The organism is Haloferula helveola, from assembly GCF_037076345.1.
Taxonomy (GTDB): Bacteria; Verrucomicrobiota; Verrucomicrobiia; order Verrucomicrobiales; family Akkermansiaceae; genus Haloferula; species Haloferula helveola.
Genome location: NZ_AP024702.1, coordinates 2,525,722 through 2,544,956, shown reverse-complemented (window position 1 = coordinate 2,544,956; position 19,235 = coordinate 2,525,722). Strand labels below are relative to the sequence as shown.

Sequence of the window (19,235 nt, the reverse complement as noted above, 5' to 3'; positions counted from 1 at the left end):
GCGCGAGTGGGCTCGCGCGGTCCTCTGCCCCCCCTCACTTCCGCAGCAGCGGGTGCCCCTTCTTCGCCTCGGTGATATGCGGAGGACGAAGGTAGGCCGGCTGAGGCGGCTCGGCACGGAGCGGAGCACGCGTCGGCTCATCGAGCGCCAACCACGCCTCGACCAGCCGTCGGGCAGTCGGCTGAGCAGGACGAACTTCAATCTCCGGGGGCAGTCCCAGTTTTCCCAAATCTTCCAACGCGAATACCTCGCCAGGGACAAGACCCGGCAGCTCGGCGGCCTCGGCCAGCTGGGGATCCGGCAATCCGTCGCCAATCTCGGCCCACCACCCGGATCCGCGCCGCGCATCCCCAACGACGGTTCCCTCGGCAAAACCGAGCGCCAGCAGAGAGGACAGCCCGACCACCGGGCAGTCGTGGACGAGTCCGACGCCCTGACCGGCGGCGATCCCGACACGGGTGCCGCTGTAGCTGCCCGGACCGGTTCCGACGATCACCTCATCGAGCCGACTTTCGCCCAAAATCTCGATCGCCTGTCGCAGAGGCGCGAAGAGTAGCGCGTTGTGGTGGCGGTCGCTTTCGAAGCCTCCCTCGAAAACGACCTCTCCGTCACGCCACAGCACCAGAGAGGCACGCGGAGTGCTGGATTCGATCGCGAGGAGGCTGGCCACGCCCCAGCCCTAGCTCGGGGAATCGGGTCCGGCAAGGTTCGCGGATTCTCCCTTGCGTGGGCTCGGTCCAGTCGCTTTCTTCCTCGCGGTCCCCGTGCACGGAGGCCACACCCCCTTTTTCTGTCATGACCGAATACGCAAAAGGCCTCGAAGGAGTCATCGCCAACGAATCCGCCCTCTCCAACGTCGAAGGAAAGGCGGGCCGCCTCAGCTACCTCGGCTACCACATCGACGATCTGGTCGAGAACTGCAGCTACGAGGAAGTCGTTTACCTCCTCCACTACAACCGGCTGCCGAAGCAGGACGAGCTCGAGGCCTTCGAGAAGGCATTCCGCACCGACCGCGAGCTTCCTGCCGGGGTGATCGACTTCCTCAAGAACGCCCCGAAGGACGCCAACCCGATGGATATCGTGCGCACCGGCGTGTCGATGCTCGGGCTCTACGACAAACGCGCCACCATCGGTGAGCCGGACCTCGAGAAAGACGCCGCCATCGCGCTTTCGATCTGCGCCAAGATCCCGGTCCTGGTCGCCGCCTTCCACCGCTTCCGCCAAGGTCTCGAGTTGCCGCCGATCCGCGAGGATCTCTGCGAGGCCGCCCACTTCCTCTACCTGATCAATGGCGGTGAGGTTCCGACCGACCGCGCCATCCGCACGCTCGACGTCGCCCTGACCCTCCATGCCGACCACGGCATGAACGCCTCGACCTTCTCGGCCCGGGTCACGGTCGCGACCCTCTCGGACATGTATTCCGCCATCACCTCGGCGGTCGGCACGCTCAAGGGACCGCTCCACGGCGGCGCCAACGAGGGCGTGATCCACATGCTCGAGGAAATCGGCGATCCTGCGAAGGTCGACGAATACGTCGAAGGCAAGCTGACCCGGAAGGAGAAGATCATGGGCATCGGCCACCGCGTTTACAAGGTGCTCGACCCCCGCGCCCCGCACCTCCGCAAGCTCGCCGTCCAGCTCACCGAGGAACTCGGCGAGCCGAAGTGGATCCAGATGTCCGAGCGCATCGCCGAGATCATGCGCGAGCGCAAGGGGCTCAACGCCAACGTCGATTTCTACTCGGCCACCGTTTACTACTCGCTGGGCATCCCGACCGATCTTTTCACCCCGATCTTTGCGATCGCCCGCGCCTCCGGCTGGACCGCGCAGGTGCTCGAACAGCTCCGCGACAACCGCCTCTATCGCCCGATGACCCTCTACGTCGGACCCAGCGAGCTGATGCCGGTGCCGCCGATCGAAAATCGCTGAGCCGTGAGCGACTTCGACCCCGCCGCCTTCCTCCGTGACTTCCGTCGCGAGGCCGAGGCCCGGGGGTTTTCGACCGAAACACTCCTCGAAACCGCAGCCGGGCCGATCCTTGGCTTCGTCGGTCCCGAGCACGGCCAGCCCGCTTACCTGTCGGCCGGGATCCACGGCGACGAACCGGCCGGACCCTTGGCCGCGCTGGAGCTCCTGAAAACCGGAGCCTTCGATGGGCCCCAGGCCTGGACCCTGTGCCCGGCGGTGAATCCTACCGGGCTCGCTGCCGGCACGCGCGACACAGCCGCGGGATTCGACATCAACCGCGACTACCTGCGGCGGGTCACCCCGGAAGCGCGCGCCCACGCCGAGTGGCTGGAGAAACGCCCCCTGCCCCACCTCTTCCTCTCGCTGCACGAAGACTGGGAAAGCAGCGGTTTCTACTTTTACGAGATCAACCTCGGGACCGACCGCCCCGCACGGGCGAGCCGGATCCTCGACGCCGTCGCGCCATGGTTTCCGGCCGAGCCGAATGCGGTGATCGACGACCACGACGTCCGCGAGCCCGGCTGGATCTACCACCCGGCCACCGCCGACCTTCCCGACCACTGGCCCGAGGCGATCTTCATGGCCGAGCTCGGCTGCCCGCTCTCGTTTACTTTCGAGACCCCCAGCAGCGCCGCCATCGAGGAGCGGACTGCCGCGCACGTCGCCGCCGTGCGGGCCGTGCTGGGAGGCGGGACGTCCTCGTCCCGCGACTAGTCGTCACCAATCCTTATGGTTCGGCGGAACGTGCTCCTCACACGAGCACCGGAGCATGAGCTGGCCCATGTTCCACCCCACCTGATGCCAAGAATAGGTCCCGCCTCTCGGGCACTCGGGCTCGACCTCGATGAATAGGCCGGGACCCACCAGCTTCTCCTTGGGTGCGAGTTCTGAGCTGTTCATCCCCTGATAGGAGCGCAACGCCTGCTGGACGTTGCGGATGTTCATGATGCACCCCGCCCGGTCCGACCCCCGCTTCCAGATGAAATACACCGGTGCCCATGCCGAGATGAGGACAGTGATGAAAAGCCCGGCGGAGATCAACAGGCGCCGCTTGATGGGCTGACGTCCCTGACCCGGCATCGGTGGCGGCAGGAAGATCCCGGCAGCCAGCCCGAGCATCATCGATGAGATGAAGACGCAGCCCAGATAGAAAGAGGCACCTTCCCAAGTGGCCAAATGGCGGATCCACACATCAAGCCACTCCCAGCTGACCCATCGGTCATCGGAGCACGTCAGACCGATCACCAGCATCGCGAACAACAGGAGCACGCCGAGCATTCCCCCACCCGCCAGAGAGAAGGTGAGGTACGGCCTTTTGAACCTTCCGACGACCTTCCGCCTCACCAACAGGTGGAAGATCAGATAGGCGAGAAACAGCGTGGGATGGAAGACGACCGCTACCGCGAGAAAGACCTCGAGTACGTCACGCCAATACAGATCCAGCGGCCCGCCACCGGGCGGTACCCTAACATACCGCAGCTGGTCCACGAGCCATAGCACGACAAAAGCAACCGGCCCCACCGCGGTGGCGACCAGTGGCGCCATGATGCAGCCAAGCCAGCCGCGCACATCCCTCTGCATCCGCGTCGAGTATCAGGCCGGTCCTGCCCTGACAATCTTCCGGAAGCTCTGGCTTTCAGGACTTCCATAGCACTCCAAATAGATGGCTCCCGCGGTCGGCATCGCTAGGCTCGGCAACATGAGACCCATCCTATTTCTGCTCGCCACCGCGACCTTTGCCGTGGCCGGGCCGACTGACGAATTCATCACTGCCGCGAAAGAGAAGCACGGCAACTTCGGAGAGAAGGCCGCGAAGTTCCTCGTCGAGCACATGCCCGAGAAGGACCGCGAATCCCTCTCGGCGGAGTTCCTCACGGAGAACCTCGATCTTGCGTTGAAGGCACGCGAGACCTTCCCGTGGGCCAAAGAAGTCCCCGAGGATATCTTCCTCAACGACGTCCTCCCGTACGCCGTCTTCGACGAGCCGCGCGACCCGTGGCGCGCCGACTTCCTGGAGAAAGCAACCCCGTTGGTGAAGGATGCCAAGACCGCCACCGAGGCCGCCCAGATCCTCAACCGGTACTTCTTCAAGCTGATCAACACCCACTACAACACCGAGCGCAAGCGGACCAACCAGAGCCCGAAGGAGTCGATCGAACAGGGTAAGGCGACCTGCACCGGACTCTCGATCATCCTCGTCGATGTCTGTCGCGCGGTCGGCATCCCCGCCCGCGCCGTGGGCACCCCGATGTGGACCAACGGCCGCGGCAACCACACTTGGGTCGAGATCTGGGATCAGGATTGGCACTTCACCGGAGCCGATGAATACAACGCCAAGGGGCTGAACCGCGGATGGTTTACCGGCGACGCCGGCAAGGCCCGCGCCGATGAGCCGATCCACGCGATTTACGCGACCTCATGGAAGAAGGACGGATTGAGCTTCCCGCTGGTCTGGTCGCCGCAGTCGAAGAGCGTGGCGGCGGTCAACGTGACGGATCGCTACGCGAAACCCGCCGAAGCCAAACCCGTCTTGGGCATCCGTTTCTTCGACGGCGACGAGCGAAAGGTCGTGCACGGATTCGTGGCTCCCGAAACCGGCGGACAGCTTCAGCATTTCCTGACGAAGGCCGGCACGGCGGACCTGAACGACATGCCCCGTGTCGCGGTCACTCCGGGGACCCGCTATCGGGCATGGTTCATGGTCGATGGCAGCCTGCTCGAGTCCGGACCGATCACGGCGACCGCGGGCGAGTCGACCTTCGACGCGCGTCGCGACGATTTGAAGAAAGCGGAAATCCCGGCGGGACCGATCACCGCCGAATCCGCGCCCTCGGCCATCCGCCTCAGCTACCTCAAGACCCTCGCCAGTGACCTTGAAGCCCGCGCCGGTGAATTGGCGGCAAAGGAAATCAAGCATGGCGACAAGACCCTGAAGTGGCTGGAGAAGACCTTCGGCGACGCACCGGCCGACGGCCGCAGCCTATGGATCTCGATGCACGGCGGTGGCGGCGCCCCGGCCCGTGTGAACGACCAGCAGTGGCAGAACCAGATCCGACTCTACGAGCCCAAGGAAGGGATCTACGTCGCGCCCCGCGCCCCCACCGACACGTGGAATCTTTGGCACCAAGGACACATCGATCCGATGTTCTCCCGGCTCATCGAGGACATGGTCGCGCTGCGTGGCGTCAATCCGGACAAGGTCTACCTGATGGGCTACTCGGCCGGCGGCGACGGCGTCTGGCAGCTCGGGCCGCGGATGGCCGATCGGTTTGCCGCCGCTTCGATGATGGCCGGACACCCGAACGAGGCCCAACTCGACGGCCTCCGGAACCTGCCGTTCGCGATCTTCATGGGCGGCAACGATGCCGCCTACGACCGCAACAAGATCGCGGCCGAGCGCTCCAAGCGACTCGACGAGCTCCACAAGGCCGACCCGGAAGGTTACGTCCACATGTCCCGCATCTACCCGGGCCTGCCTCACTGGATGAACCGCAAGGACGCCGAGGCCGTGCCATGGATGGCCAAGTTCACGCGTGAAGCATGGCCGAAGAAGATCGTGTGGCTGCAGGACGATGTCACCCACGACCGCTTCTACTGGATCCAGCTACCGGACGGAGCGGCGAAGAAGGACCAACGCATAGAAGCGACGGTCGACGGACAGACGGTCCACTTGAGCGGCGACGTGCCGAAGGGCACCCGCTTGCTTCTGAACGACGCCCTGATCGATCTCGACCAACCGGTGAGCGTTACGGTGAACGATCAGCCAGCAAAGACCTTCGAGCCACGCCGCAGCGTGAAGGTGATCGAAGCTGCCCTCGCCGCCCGACCCGACCCCAAGTCGTGCCCGACCGCAGAAGTGATCCTCAACTGACCACGCTGGCACGTCCGGCAGCCGCAGCGCGCCGGCAAGTCGGCAAGTCGGCAAGTCGGCAAGTCCGCAGCCGCACCACGCCGTTACAGCCGTGGCACGCCGGCACGATGACCCACCGTGCCACCTAAGAGAGCGCCGAAGGTGCGTCGGCAGTTAGCCACGGGGTTCACCCCGTGGTCCCGTCGCTTGCGGTATTCTTTAGCCCCGAAGGGGCGCAGGCAGAGTGGTCAGTTCTCAAGGACGGGACCTTCCCCGTCCCTCAAAAAGAACGGCCGCTTCCCGAAGGAAGCGGCCGACCATGAAACAGCAGAGAAAAACTGGGGGGCGGGTCAGTTGACCGCCACGGCAGCGGAGCCGGTCTCGCCGGTCCGGATGCGGATCGCTTCCTCGACGGGAGCGATGAAGACCTTGCCGTCACCGATCTTGCCGGTGTTCGCGCTCTTCACGATCGCTTCGGCCACCGATCCGGCCTGCTCGTCGTCGACGATGATCTCGATCTTCACCTTCGGCAGGAAGTCGACGGTATACTCGGAACCCCGATAGATTTCGGTGTGGCCCTTCTGGCGGCCGAATCCCTTCACCTCAGTGACGGTCATGCCCTGAATGCCAACCTCGGCAAGGGCTTCCTTCACTTCTTCCAGCTTGAATGGTTTGATGATCGCTTCGATTTTTTTCATGTTGGCGGTTGGTCTGGGAGGCAAATTAGCAGCGGGCGTGCCAAGTGTTCTTGGAAATTTTTTAGAACTCTCTGAATCTAACGCCACGCCTTGATCTTTGGCGAGAGGAAATCGGTTCAGCAGCCGCTTTCGTTCCCGTCCATTCCTGTCAGGCTGCCCCTGACACGCTTGGCGATACCATCATGCTCCCGACCTTCAAGCAGTCCCTGAAGCATACGACATCAAAGTGCCCCGTCTGCCGGAAGCCATGCCCGGGAGAGGTGTGGAAAGCCGAGGGGGAGAAGGGTCGCGTCTACCTCACCCGGACCTGTCCGGACCATGGCGGGCACGATGTCTGCATCGCCACCGACGCCCGCTTCCACTGGCTGGCCAAGGGCGATCCGGCGAATGCCTGCGGGCCAGGGTGTGCCTGCCCGTCCGGCGGCTCGGCCACCCCGGGCACGCTTGGCCAGAATGCCGGCAAGCCCGGTGGCCCCGAGGAACTCTCGACCTGCCTCGCGCTGATCGAGATCGTCGACTCCTGCAATCTGGCATGTCCGACCTGCTTCGCCGACTCTCCGACCGGCACCCATGCCGACCGCTTGCTGTATCATCCATTCGAACAGCTCAGGGAGCGGATCCTGGGCGTGCTCGATCGAAAGGGGAGCATCGAGATCCTCCAGCTCTCGGGAGGTGAGCCGACCCTGCACCCGGAATTTTTCAAACTTCTCGACTGGATCCACGCCGAGCCCCGGATCGACTACTGCCTGCTGAACACCAACGGTCTGCGGCTGAAGCAGGACCCTGAGTTCCTCGACGGACTCGCCGAGCGCGCCGCTCGTGGGGCCTTCCAGCTCTACCTTCAGTTCGACGGACCGGGTGAGGCCGGCCAGAAGGAATTGCGAGGCGCCGACCTGCGGGCGACCAAGATGGAGGTCATGCGGCTGTGCGACCGGAAGGCCATCCCCTTCACCCTCGCCATGACCGTCACTCCGGCGAACCTCGACCAGGTCTGGCCGACGATCGAGGTCGGCCTGCCCTTCGATGCCTGCCGCGGGGTCTCGTTCCAACCCGCCTTCGGCAGCGGCCGCGTGCCCGGACCGACGTCCCGCCGGCTGAATGCGGCCGACGTCGTGCTGGAATTGCTCGCCCATCCGGAGAGCCGGCTCTCCGAGCGCGACCTGACGCCTCTGCCGTGCGGGGATCCGAACTGCGCCATCATCGGCTACTTGCTGCGGACCCCGGTCGGGGTGCGCAGCATTTCCGAGTTCATCGACTTCACAGAAGTGCAGGGCTTCCTCCGCGACAAGGTCCGCTACGAGCTGGCCGACCTGATCCGGTGCGGCTGTGAGAACACCGAGCTGGGCGAGATCCTCCACCGCTACGAGATGAAGGAGCGCCACGCGTTCCGCGTCTTCATCAAGCCTTTCATGGACGAGTGGGACTGGGACGAGGACCGCATCGACCGCTGCTGCACCCATGTCATCCGGCCGGATGGCCAGCTCGACTCGTTTTGTCGGTACTACGCGCGGGGGTAGGGTTGACAAAGGTAGGGACAAGCGCCCTCGCTTGTCCGTCACCCCGCCCAAGTCGTCGGAGCTGTTCGGCCATTCAACGGTCGACCGGGGGCGGTCGACCCTACCTTCACGGCACAATCCGCACCCGGTCTCCGAGCTCGAGCAGGGTGAACAGCTTCGAAGCGTTCCCGGCCGGCACCCGGATGCAGCCGTGCGAGGCCGGGTAGCTCGGCACGTAGCCCTGGTGAAAACCGAAGTCGCTGCAACTCAGGCGTTGGAAGTAGGGCATGCCCGCGTTGTAGATCGTCGAAGTCCAGTGGCGGTAGCGGTTGGTGATCGCGAACTCTCCGGTCCGCGTCTCGTAGCCTTTCCTCCCGGTCGACACCTTGGTGTTGAAGATTTCCTCACCCGAGGTCCCGAACACCTGCAGGCGCTGGTCGGAAAGATCGATGATGACCTCCCGCTGTTCGACGTGGGGATCCTTGCCGAGCAGCAGCCGCATCATCGGCACGTCGCTGTTCCGGCCGGCGATGTTGATCGGCCAGATCCGGTGGCGTCGGGTCCAGACATTGATGTCGGCACCTCGTTCCAACAGGAGTCTCGCGGTCTCGACCGATCCACTGTCCACCGCCAGCATCAACGGAGTCACCCGCTGGTCCTTCTTCAACAGGAAGCGCATCGTCGCCCCCCGGACCATCTTGAGAAATCTCGGGTCGGCCGGGGTCTCGAGCGGCGAGTTCACATTGACTCCCGCCCCGAGCAGCATCCGAACGGAAGCCGGTCGGCCGCGCGCGATCGCGACGTGCAGGGGACGCGCGCCGGAAGCTCCACGCAGGTTCGGATTCGCGCCGGCTGCCAACAGCCGCATCGCAAGCCCGTCCCCACAGCGGGAAACAGCCGCAGTGAAGGGTGTCTCGAGAAACGGAGCTCGGCACGGGTTCGGGTTGGCACCATGAGCGAGCAGCAAAGAGACAATGTGCGTCCTGCCGCTACGGCAGTTCTCGTACAACAAGCCGTCGGGCACTCCGGTGTAACCGAGAAACAGATGGAGGAATCCGATCTCGTCATCCTCCACCGCCTGACGGACGAGGCAACGTCCACCATCTGGCGAGGGCCGCGCGCCGAAGCGCAGCAGCCAGCGGGCCCGGTCAGCATCGCGGCGGTCATAGGCATCGGCGAGCGCGACTTCCAGGCTGCCACCCGCCGGCACCGCACCAAGACGGCCAAGCTCGGCGGCGAAGCTGAAGTCTTCCTCCCGGATCGCACGCTCCAGCGGCGTGAGGCCTTCCGCATCCGGCAGGTTCGGATCCGCCCCCCGTCGTACCAGCGGGCCGACCTGGTCGCGCCAGCCTTTGCGGATCGCGATGACCAGCGCCGACTCGCCCGCCGCATTCGTGGCTCCGCAATCCGCGCCGAGAGAAACCAACTCCGCCGCCAACTGCTTGCGTCCCGCTTCCATCGCGACGTGGAGCAGCGGGTTGCCGTCGACGTCCTTCTGGTGGGGATCGGCTCCGCCTTTCATCAGGCTGCGGACCAAGTCGATCCTGCCGTTGCGGATGGCCCACGGAATGAGCATCGATCCGTCCGGTGTGAGTCCGTCGGGTTTCGCCCCGGCATCGAGCAAGCGGTCCACCAGCGCCTGCTGTTCGGAAACCACCGCCAGGGTCAGAGGAGTTACGCCATCCGGGGTCTCCGCGTGGACATCGGCTCCACCGTCGATCAACAACCACGCCGCATCCATCTGCCCGGCTTCGATCGCCCGGTGAAGCGGCGAGCGTCCCTGCTCATCCCGCTGATCGGTGAAGACTCCGGCCGCCAGCAGCAGTTGAAGGTTGGAGACGTCGTTCTCCTCGACCGCCCGCAAAAGGGCGGGCCCGCTCGCCTCGATCTTGCGGGCGCTCAGTTCCTTCATCGCCCGCTTGCCGGGCGAATCGCAGGATGCCGAAAGCAGGGCGATCCCGATCGCCAGCATCGACCAACCTCCTGTTCGGCGTGTCCGCACGGATGAGACTGCTAGCACCTCCGCGCCGGTTGCTCAAGGACACCCGATGCTTTCGGCAACTCAGCGCGGGCGCAGGAGGTAGCCGGCCACCCATCCGTGCTGGCCGGACTCGTTCCGGCACCAGTGCCAGCCGTGAATCTGCTTCAGCGACTCAAGGACGTCGCCACGCCGGACATGCAGCACGGTCGGATCGAAGTCCTCCATCGCGGAAAATCGCCCCTCACCGAGAGGTTCGAGGATTTGCTCGGGAACGTAACCATCGTTCTCGTTGCCATCCACCGCCCAGACCCAACCCGGCCACGCCCGGTCGACCGGTCCGACCGTCACCTCGTCACCCGCCCGCAATCGGATCGGGTTGCTATCCTTCTCCTCATAGTCCGCATTCGCCACGAATTCAGGCATGTTCGGATGCTGTCCCGTCGGATCGTCAGTTCCAAGAGCCAAGTCAGGTACGGACAGTTTGTCCCGAACATGCGGCACGCTCATGGCGGAAAAATCCGACCATGAAGGGGGCGCACCGAAGGGGCCCTTTCCAAAAAAATGCGCCCCGGAATCGAATCGCCCACCGAAAACTTGGCACCGGTGCTGCTAAACATTTTCTCGTGGATGGTTCCGTGGCAGGTCGGGGAGTTTCTCTGGGTTTGTCCCCCGACCTGTCACGGTGATCCACGACCGGAGAGGGATTTCATGGGTTTTTTCCCTCTCCGGTCGTGGTGATCCACTCCGCTCCACGAGCCACTTTGACGGCCGGGAGTTCGCCTGATCCAAAGGACCGCGCGTGCCCACTCGCGCCCCGTTAGTCCGGCAAATGCGCGAGTGGGCTCGCGCGGTCCGCTTGTGCAGTCAGCGGCCTGCTCTTACCACAAATCGGACGTCGCCGTTTGCTTCCAGACGGCTACGACATTTCGAAAAGTAGTCCGGTCACAGCCCGTCCAGCCCCGCCTGCTTGAAGCGGGGGCTCTCCACACGGGCCGCGTCCATCGTCGACATCATCTCCTTCACCCGGTCCGCGTGCTTCGCGGCGAGATCGTTCTGCTCACCGATGTCCTTGCTCAGATCGAAAAGCTGCGGCTTGCCGAACTTGCCACCGGGCTTGAGACCGTACTGGACCAACTTCCAGTCGCCAACGCGCAGCGCCCGTCGGCCACCTTGCTCGTGGAACTCCCAGTAGAGGTACTCGTGCTTTTTCTGCTCGCCCTTGCCGGTGAGCGTCGGCGCATAGGAAATGCCTTCGATCCCGGCAGGCACCTCGATCCCCGCGAGCTCACAGGCGGTCGGCATGAAGTCCCAGAACGCGGACGGATGCGAAGGCTCGCCGGGGGTCTTGATGCCGTTCGGCCAGTGGGCGATGAGCGGCACCCGGATGCCACCCTCGTAGAGGTCCCGCTTGCCCCCACGGAGCGGCGCGTTCGAGTCGAGCATCTGTGCCTTGTAGCCACCCTCGAAGTGCGAACCGTTGTCGCTCGTGAAAAGGATCAGGGTGTCATCGCTCACGCCCTTCGACTCCAGCGCCTTCATCAAACGCCCGACGTAATCATCGATCGCCATGACCATGCCACCGTAGTTCCCCTTCACGCCCTTGACCTGCGAGTAGTGGAACTTCTTCGGCATGTAGTCGACGTCGTTCGGGATGTCGGCCTCCCCTCCCTTGGGGGCCAGCACGGAAGCGTGGGGGATCGGGTAGGACAGCAGAAGGAAGAACGGGCCCTCGGTCTCGGCGATGAACTTCTCGGCACGCTTGGTGTAGAGTTCGGCATCGTACTGATCCCCGTCGTGGAGCGAGTTGCCCTTGAGGGTCACCTTCTCGGCCTGGTCGTAAATGAACTCGGGGTAGCGCCAGTGGCCGTCGACATGGCTGGTGGTCCCGTAGAAGACATCGAAGCCCTTGTTCAGCACGACCTTCGGATCCTGCGTATTTCCGGTGACGCACGACTTGCCGATCATCGCCGTGCGGTAGCCGGCCGACTTCAGCATCGAGGCGATCGTCGGATCCTGCGGGTCGGGGAGCAAGGTGAAGGCTCCGTTGCCGCGGATCGAGGCATGCCCGGTATCACGGCCGGTCATCAACGCGCAACGGGAAGGCGCGCAGACCGTCGTGCCGGAGTAGTGGTCGGTGAACCGCAGGCCGTTCTTCGCGAGGCCGTCGAGCACCGGAGTCTTGAAATGCTTCTGCCCGTAACAGCCGAGGTCTCCGTAACCGAGATCGTCGGTGATGATGAAAAGGATGTTGGGCTTGGCGAATGCCGAGGCGGCGAGCAGCAGGATAAAGGCGAGAGGACGGATCATGGCGGGTCGGTGTCGGATCTGGGTAACCCGCCGATACGCCGAAGTAAACCTGCCCTTTCGCCGCTGACCCGTTGAGCGTGAACTCTTGCACAAAAAAAGCGGCTGCGGGAACACCCGCAGCCGCCGTGAAATCAGGGAAGGCTTACTTGTCCTTTTTCTTCTTCGGATCTTCCTTCGGCTTCTCGCCCTCCTCTTTCTCGGGAGCGGGCTTCGGCTTGCTGTCGTCCTTGTACTTGAGCAGGCCCTTGGCCGATGCCGGAAGCGGCTGGCCGCCGCCGAGCGTCAGCTCGTAGAGCGAGGCAAGCGAGGCGGCTTCCCGGAGCTTGAGCATGCCGCTTGAGTCCGGGTCCTCGTCGGGCGTGCCGTACAGCTTGACCGCCAGCTTCACTGTCTCGTCTTCCTGGTAGAGACGCAGCGCGTTGAGCGCCGACTCGGATGTGATGCGCTCGGAAGCCCCGGTATCGGCGGTCATGCCGATGTTGTAGGCGTTGATCGCCTCGATCGGCCGCTTCTGGCCCTCGAGCGAAAGTCCGAGGCAGTAACCGACCTGCGCACGCTGGTAACCGGGAATGTTCTTCTCGAGCCACTCCTTGGCCATCAGTTCAAGACGCGGCCATTCCTTAACCCGCACCGCTTCCCACATCGTGTAGAGGTCGAGTTGCTTCAGGTGATGTTCGCGGGTCAGGCTGTTGCGGTCGTCCGGCAGGAAGGTCTTCTCCGCCTCGGCAAGCTCGTCGAGCATGCCCAGCTTGCGGAGGCATTCCATTTCGTAGAAAGCAGCGAGGCTCGAGTGGTTGTCGGGCAGCGTGATCAGCTTCTTGTACTTCTCGCGCACCGTCGCGAACTTCTCGCGGGCTTCCTCGTACTTGCGGCCTTGGTAGAGCTCCATGGCCTCGGTGTATTCCGGCGGTTCCATCAGCCAGATCGACTGTGGCTCGGAGATGCTCATCTTCTTCGAGTCGACGCCTTGTTCGGTCTCGAAGTAGAGGATGCTCGCCTTGTTGGCATCGGCGATCCAGACGCGCTCGTAGTCAGCGTCGCTGAAGACCAGCATGGCTTCCTGCTGGAAGCGCTGGGCGTGGGCCGCGGGTAGCGCCATCAGGATGGCGGCGAGGGCGGGAGTGAAACGGGATTTCATGATCGTGATCAGGTTCGGTTTTCTCGCTGGGCTCACTTCTTGGCTTCTTCAGCCAGTTGCTCCTTCGACTTCACGTCGGGGCTGGCGACGTATTGCTCGACCAACCGTTCGACTTCCTTCCACAGCTCGACTTCCTCGTCGGAAGCCTTGGCCTGTGTGTTCGCGTCACCGAGGACAATGCGGCGCGTCTGGTCGACGTAGATCCGGCCCAGGTTGTAGGCGCCCTGCTTGTCGGAGACGCCGTTGCTTTCGCTGTTGCGTGCCCAGAAGAGCTCCATCGCCCGCTTCACGGCGGGTGCCGAGATCCGGATGGCTCCCTTGTAGGAGTTCATCACGTTGATGTAGGCGGCCATCGCCTCCTCGGCCATGCCGAGCTTGTCGTAGGCTTCGGCCAGCAGCATCGCGACCTCCATCTTGTTCTTGTTGAAGCCGTCCTTCGGATCGAGGTACTTCCGCGCGTTGTCCTTGGCCTCCTGGTATTTGCCGGTGTCCATCTGCGTCGCGATCATGCGGAACAGTGCGCGGTCACGGTCGGCGCGGTCTTCGGAGTCCTTCAGCACGCGCTTGAAGTCGTCGATCGCCTTGGACTTCTCGGCGGCGGTTCCGCCCGCGAGCACCGCGGCGCGGCCGAAGAGGGCCGGGAAGCGGTAGCTCTTGTCCTCACGCTTGAGGGCCTCGTCGTAGTAGGGCAGCGCCTCACGCGGGCTGTTCGTCTCGCGGATGAAGTCACCAACGCGGACGAGGATGAAGTTCGAGAGGTCGCTCAGGTCGAACTCGTTCTTGAGGTCGGTGAAAAGGACCTTGATACCGGCCTCGGCCTGGATCCGCTTCTGCTCATCGTCGCCGGCCTTTTTGACCTGCTCTTCGAAGACCCCGATGAGAGCGATGCGCAGCAGCGCGCGAGCGGCCTTGTTCGAGGCCTTGATGCCCGGGAAGTTGTAGTAAAGCTCCTTGAGCTGCTCCGGGGTATTCCCCGCATCAAGGAATGCCTCTGTATAGGATCCGATCGCTTCCTCCAGTCCCACCGCACCGGGGCTGCCGGCGAGGTCGGCGATCACGTCGCGGAGGCGGTCGAGGGCCTCTTCGCCGCGGCCGACCGACTGCATCGCGTGGATCTGGCCGACGGCGACCTGCGCCTTGTAGGGGGACTCGTCGCCGTATTCCTTCCAGAACTTGTCGGCATACGGGATCGCATCCTTCATGCGGCCCGGGTCGTCCTTCTTCTTCGGCTTCTCGCCGAGCATCGCCACGAGGTAGTTGAGCGCCTCGCCGGCGACGATGTCGTTCTCACGGCGTTCCGCCAGTTCGAGGGCCTTGATGTAGTAGGTCTCGGCTTCGTCGCGACGGTTGAGGTTCTGGAGGACGTTGCCCTTCAGGTTGTAGGCCATGTCGATCACGTCCGCGTTCGGGAACTCGGTTTCGAGTCGGTCGAGCTTGGTCAGCGCGGCTTCGAACTCGTCGAGCGCGTAGTGGCAGTTGGCCCGGTCATACAGCGCGAACGGGAAGTAGATGTTCTGCGACGGATCCGGATGCTTCTCGAAGAAGCCGTCGAGGAGCTTGGCCGACTTCGACCAGAACTGCAGGCGTGAGAGGTTCGAGGCCTGGAAGTAGAGGGCGGCCTGTTCGAAGCCGCTCTTCGGATAAATCTCGACGTGTTGGTCGAGCAGCGGCTGCGCATCCTTGTACTGGCCGGTGTAGTAGTAGCTGCCGCCGAGGACGTGCAGGCAGATGTCGTGTTCCTTGGTGCCTTCCTTCAGCTTCGGCAGCATCTCGGTGGCGATCTCGATGCACTTCTCGTACTGGCCGCCGTAGAACAGCGAGGTGAGCATCAGGCGGCGGACCGCCGGCACATGCTTGGAGTCGGGGAAGTCGCGAAGGAAACGGGAGCCGTACTTTTCGGTCGGCATCACCTCGCCGATCACCGAGGCGGTGCGGACGAGGTTGTAGAGGTGGGTCTCACGCTTCTTGCTCTTGTCGTAGAAGAGCTCGAGCTGCTCGTAGCTGGCGTAGGCGCCGCGGACGTTGCCCTTGTTCTCGTGGAGGAAGGCGGTGGCGGAGAGCTGGATCACCTCGTTCGGGTCACCCGACTTGACCTGCGCTTCCAGCGCATCCTGCGATTTCTCAAGCGAGGTGCGCCGGATGGTCCGTGTGCCGTCCACCATCCCCGGACGGTCACCCATGCGGGTCACGCGCGACTTGATGTCCTCCTGCATCACCTTGGTCGAGGGGATGAGCTGGTAGAGCGCGAACGCGCTGGCCTCCATCTCGGCGTTGTAGGCCTTACCGGCGAGGCTGAGGAACAGCGAGCAGTAAGGCTGCATGTCGTACGGCTCGATCACGATGTCGGCGCGGTTGGCCTCGATGAACGAGAGCAGCGCCTTCTCGTCGCGCTTCTCGATCACCGCGTCGACGAGTGCCTGGAAGGCGGCGACGATCCCGGCCTCCGGGGTGCGATAGGCGACCTTGTTCTTCAGCGCGGTCTCGAAGTGCTCGATGCCCTCCGGGATGCGGTTCAGCTTCAGGTTGCAGATGGCCATGTTGATGAAGTACGGACCCGGCTCGAACTTGTCGCGGGCCTTGTCGCGCTCGGCGACGAACTTCTTGTACATCCGGATCGCCTCTTCCCAGTCCTCACCGCCTTGGGCGGCCTGACCCCAGTAGAGGAGCGAGCGCTTGTTGTAGACATTGCCGCCGCTCTCCGCGGTGGAGGCGTTGTTGGCATAGTCGCGATAGCACTTCTCGAAGGACTTCTTCGCTTCGTCCCAACGCTGCAGCTTCAGCTCGCAGTAGCCCTTGCGGTACCACGTGACACCGAATTGCGGACCGAAGAGGGTCATCGCATTCTTGTCGAAGCGGTCGACGCAGGTGGTCAGCAGCTTGAGCGCCGCCTCCCAGTTGCCCGCCTTCATTTCGTCGGTCGCCTTCGCGTTGAGCGACTGCGGGGTGGCATCGAGCTGGGCATGCGCGGCCGGGGCCGCGAGGAAGCCCGCCGCAATGCATGCGCCAAGCAGGGGCGCGAGGATTCGCCGGAGAGGATTCATGGCTGGTGGATCGGGGTGGTTTCGGGTTGGATGGTTCTTGTCTTAAAAGAGAAGCGCCGACTCGCGCATCCCGCAAGGGACAACGGGCCGGCGCCGCGGGATCTTGGAGTTTTCCGGTTGCGGGGTCTCACGTAGAGCGCCCGCCACGCGGTCACGGATCGACGAGATCCGTGAAGGTGACTTTCGAGATCTCGACGCCGGTCAGCGCGTTGAGGACATCGATGACGCGCTGTTGCTTGGCACCGCCATCGACATAGATCTGCACGAGAGGCTCGGTGCTCGCGGACTTCGCGGCGTCGGCATACGACTTGAGATCCTCGTAGAGCATCGGCACGTCGCGGTTCTCGGCGTCGCTGTCCATCGGGATCTGCGAGGCACCGGAGCCGACGAAGATCGCGCCGTTGGCATCGATCTTGATCAGCTTGGGCTCGATCTCCGGAGGAGTCTCGCTCGGCGCCGCGGCCGGCAGGGTCATAGGCACGTCCTGCTCGCGCGGGACAATGGTGGTGGTGACCAGGAAGTAGATGAGCAGAAGGAAGGTCGCGTCAATCAACGACGAGATGTCGAGCTTCGGTTCGTCTTCCTCAAGGGCTTCGTCTCTCTTATGGCGGGACATGGAAGTCGTGGGAGTTTTTTCGGTCCGTCGATGGCTCAGTTGCGCGGGAACGCGTAGGTGGCGAACAGGACCTTGTCGACGCCCGCCTTGGCGGAGGCACGGATGGCCTGGCGGCAGTACTTGAAGACCGCCTCCTGGTCACCGCGAAGGTGGAGCTTCGGCTCGTAGCCCTGCAGGTCGACCTTCTCCTTCTCCTCCTTGACGAGGTCGAAGATGTCTTCGTCCGTCTCCAGCTTTACCGTGCCGGTCTCGTCATAGAAGCTGCCGTCCTCAAGGATGTTGATCACGATCCGGCCGTTGCCGTCCTTCGCTTTCTTCGAGTTCTTGGCGATCGGCGGGGTCACCCGGGTGTCCTGCTTGACGATGATCATCGTCGCGTTGACCAAGAAGAAGATCAACAGGAGGAAGACCATGTCGATCATCGGCGACATGTCGATCTGGAGATCGTCGCCTTCGTTCGCTTTGGCGGCGCGGAGTTTGTTGCCGGAGGCCATCGTTCGGTTTGGTTCGGAGTTTCACGGGAGGGCGGATCCGCATGTCGGAACCGCCCGTTCCCACCGGATCAAACGGCGACGCCTTCCGGAATCTTGGCAAGATATGCGTCCTGATTGACGGTCTGGACCGACGCGTTGATCAGGTCCTCGGCGGCGTGATGGCACTCGGCGACGAGGTTGTTGAGGCGGTTCTTGAAGAAGAAGTAGGCGAGCAGCGACGGGATGGCGGTGATAAGACCCCACATGGTGGTCAAAAGGGCGACCGAGATCGAACCGGCGAGCTGGGCGGGGTCGGCCGAGCCGGTTTCCGCGAGGATGCCGAACGCCTGGACCATACCGATAACCGTTCCGAGAAGTCCGAGCATCGGAGCGGCCTGCGCGACGAGGGAGATGTAGTTGACCCAGGTCATCGACTTGCGGTTCTCGTTGATCGAGAAGTCGGCGATCGCGTCCTCGATCTGGTCGCGGCCGAGGTCTTCCGGGCGGGTCGCGTCGATGTTCGGAAGCGAGTAGGCCATCATGCGGCCGAGGTAGGAGGGATGGGAAGCGGCGAGCTCGATCGCGGAGCGCACCCGGCAGTTGGTCATGTGATCCATCAGCGCCATCTTGAGATCGTCCGGGCAGAACTTCGACTTCGTCAGGTTGATGAAGTTGAAGACGCAGAGGGCGATCAGGGCGAGGACCGCGAGACCGATGAAGATCATGGTCGCGCCACCATCGAGAACGTACTTCTGGAGGGCGTTCTTGTCACCGGGAGTCGCGTCCTGCGCCATGAGCATCGGAGCGGTGACAAAGACGGTCGTAATAACTGCGGCGGCGGTACGGCCGGCACGATTTTGGAGTTTTTCGATCATGATCGGGGATTGTTCTCGTATCAAAGTAGGGGCGGCATTCTCGGAATCCCTCCCTGCCCCGCAAGGAAAGATTTCAAAAAGAAACTACGGTACTCCAAGGAATCTTGGGGCGAATCCGGGTCGCAAATATCCGTGTCAGGACTTTGTGACTACTACGCCTTTGCGACGTCGTGGAAACATCTCCCGGCAGAGTGTACAGACGGTCCCGTCACATCCTCTGGCGGTGCAATGTTCGCGACCGTAGAAGATGATCTGTAGGTGCAACTCGTTCCATCTTCCGCGAGGGAACAGTTTCTTCAGGTCACGCTCGGTCTGATCGACATTCTTCCCGCCGGTCAGCTTCCATCTCTGGGCGAGCCGGTGGATGTGGGTATCGACCGGAAACGCCGGCACGCCGAAAGCCTGGGCCATGACCACGGATGCGGTCTTGTGGCCGACACCCGGCAGCGCCTCGAGCGCCGCGAAGTCGGCCGGCACCTCGCCGGCGTGCTGCTCGACAAGGATTCGGGAGAGATCGGAGATCGCTTTCGATTTCCGCGGCGAAAGTCCGCATGGCCGGATGATCTCGCGGATCTGCTCGACCGGGACACGCATCATGTCCTCGGGTCGGGACGCCAACTCGAACAGGGCCGGTGTGACCTGATTGACCCTCAGGTCGGTGCACTGGGCGGACAGCAGAACCGCGACCAGCAGAGTGTAGGCGTCGCGGTGATCGAGCGGGACCGGGGTCTCCGGATACAACTCGGCGAGCCTGCGATCGACATGCGCCGCGCGTTCGGCCCGGGTCATCGG

16 protein-coding genes are annotated in these 19,235 nt (G+C 63.5%); 4 read left to right on the top strand and 12 right to left on the bottom strand.

The genetic code is table 11. The features are described 5' to 3' along the window. Positions 1-34: 34 nt before the first annotated feature. On the bottom strand, positions 35-670 hold the full coding sequence (gene tsaB / locus HAHE_RS09380; RefSeq protein WP_338690465.1) for a tRNA (adenosine(37)-N6)-threonylcarbamoyltransferase complex dimerization subunit type 1 TsaB: 636 nt from the start codon (positions 668-670) through the stop codon (positions 35-37). 125 nt (positions 671-795) lie between these two features. Between tsaB and HAHE_RS09375 the strand changes: the two genes are divergently transcribed. Next, positions 796-1,929, top strand: coding sequence for a citrate/2-methylcitrate synthase (locus HAHE_RS09375; RefSeq protein WP_338690463.1), 1,134 nt, complete (start codon positions 796-798; stop codon positions 1,927-1,929). A 3-nt stretch (positions 1,930-1,932) separates the two neighbouring features. Next, complete coding sequence (locus tag HAHE_RS09370) at positions 1,933-2,682, top strand: M14 family metallocarboxypeptidase (protein ID WP_338690461.1); 750 nt, start codon at positions 1,933-1,935, stop codon at positions 2,680-2,682. Positions 2,683-2,685: 3 nt separating this feature from the next. On the opposite strand, the gene HAHE_RS09365 is transcribed toward HAHE_RS09370, so the two are convergent. Further along, complete coding sequence (locus HAHE_RS09365) at positions 2,686-3,513, bottom strand: hypothetical protein (protein ID WP_338690460.1); 828 nt, start codon at positions 3,511-3,513, stop codon at positions 2,686-2,688. A gap of 154 nt (positions 3,514-3,667) precedes the next feature. Here HAHE_RS09365 and HAHE_RS09360 point away from each other — a divergent pair, with 154 nt between their 5' ends. Further along, a complete protein-coding gene (locus HAHE_RS09360) occupies positions 3,668-5,839 on the top strand; it encodes a transglutaminase domain-containing protein (protein ID WP_338690458.1) in 2,172 nt (723 codons plus the stop codon). Between the two features lie 329 nt (positions 5,840-6,168). Here HAHE_RS09360 and HAHE_RS09355 read toward each other — a convergent pair whose 3' ends face one another. Beyond that, positions 6,169-6,516 carry a P-II family nitrogen regulator gene (locus HAHE_RS09355; RefSeq protein WP_338690457.1) on the bottom strand — a complete coding sequence of 116 codons (348 nt, stop codon included), beginning with the start codon at positions 6,514-6,516 and terminating at the stop codon, positions 6,169-6,171. Between the two features lie 182 nt (positions 6,517-6,698). Between HAHE_RS09355 and HAHE_RS09350 the strand changes: the two genes are divergently transcribed. Further along, on the top strand, positions 6,699-8,033 hold the full coding sequence (locus tag HAHE_RS09350; protein ID WP_338690456.1) for a radical SAM protein: 1,335 nt from the start codon (positions 6,699-6,701) through the stop codon (positions 8,031-8,033). Between the two features lie 106 nt (positions 8,034-8,139). Here HAHE_RS09350 and HAHE_RS09345 read toward each other — a convergent pair whose 3' ends face one another. From HAHE_RS09345 to nth, 9 genes are all read right to left on the bottom strand, one after another. After that, a complete protein-coding gene (locus HAHE_RS09345) occupies positions 8,140-10,014 on the bottom strand; it encodes an ankyrin repeat domain-containing protein (protein ID WP_338690455.1) in 1,875 nt (624 codons plus the stop codon). 60 nt (positions 10,015-10,074) lie between these two features. Next, positions 10,075-10,416, bottom strand: a complete 342-nt coding sequence (locus HAHE_RS09340; RefSeq protein ID WP_338690454.1) for an SH3 domain-containing protein — start codon at positions 10,414-10,416, stop codon at positions 10,075-10,077. A gap of 519 nt (positions 10,417-10,935) precedes the next feature. Beyond that, on the bottom strand, positions 10,936-12,300 hold the full coding sequence (locus HAHE_RS09335) for an arylsulfatase (protein WP_338690453.1): 1,365 nt from the start codon (positions 12,298-12,300) through the stop codon (positions 10,936-10,938). A 142-nt stretch (positions 12,301-12,442) separates the two neighbouring features. Next, the gene (locus HAHE_RS09330; RefSeq protein WP_338690452.1) at positions 12,443-13,438 is read right to left on the bottom strand and encodes a hypothetical protein; all 996 of its coding nucleotides are present in this window, start codon (positions 13,436-13,438) and stop codon (positions 12,443-12,445) included. Between the two features lie 32 nt (positions 13,439-13,470). After that, positions 13,471-16,479, bottom strand: coding sequence for a tetratricopeptide repeat protein (locus tag HAHE_RS09325; RefSeq protein WP_338690451.1), 3,009 nt, complete (start codon positions 16,477-16,479; stop codon positions 13,471-13,473). A 151-nt stretch (positions 16,480-16,630) separates the two neighbouring features. Beyond that, entirely contained in the window at positions 16,631-17,095 is a 465-nt protein-coding gene (locus HAHE_RS09320; RefSeq protein ID WP_338690449.1) for a biopolymer transporter ExbD, read from the bottom strand. A gap of 35 nt (positions 17,096-17,130) precedes the next feature. Beyond that, positions 17,131-17,589, bottom strand: a complete 459-nt coding sequence (locus HAHE_RS09315) for a biopolymer transporter ExbD (RefSeq protein WP_338690447.1) — start codon at positions 17,587-17,589, stop codon at positions 17,131-17,133. Between the two features lie 68 nt (positions 17,590-17,657). Next, positions 17,658-18,443, bottom strand: a complete 786-nt coding sequence (locus HAHE_RS09310) for a MotA/TolQ/ExbB proton channel family protein (protein ID WP_338690445.1) — start codon at positions 18,441-18,443, stop codon at positions 17,658-17,660. Between the two features lie 135 nt (positions 18,444-18,578). Continuing rightward, positions 18,579-19,232, bottom strand: coding sequence for an endonuclease III (gene nth, locus HAHE_RS09305; RefSeq protein WP_338690443.1), 654 nt, complete (start codon positions 19,230-19,232; stop codon positions 18,579-18,581). Positions 19,233-19,235 lie beyond the last annotated feature (3 nt).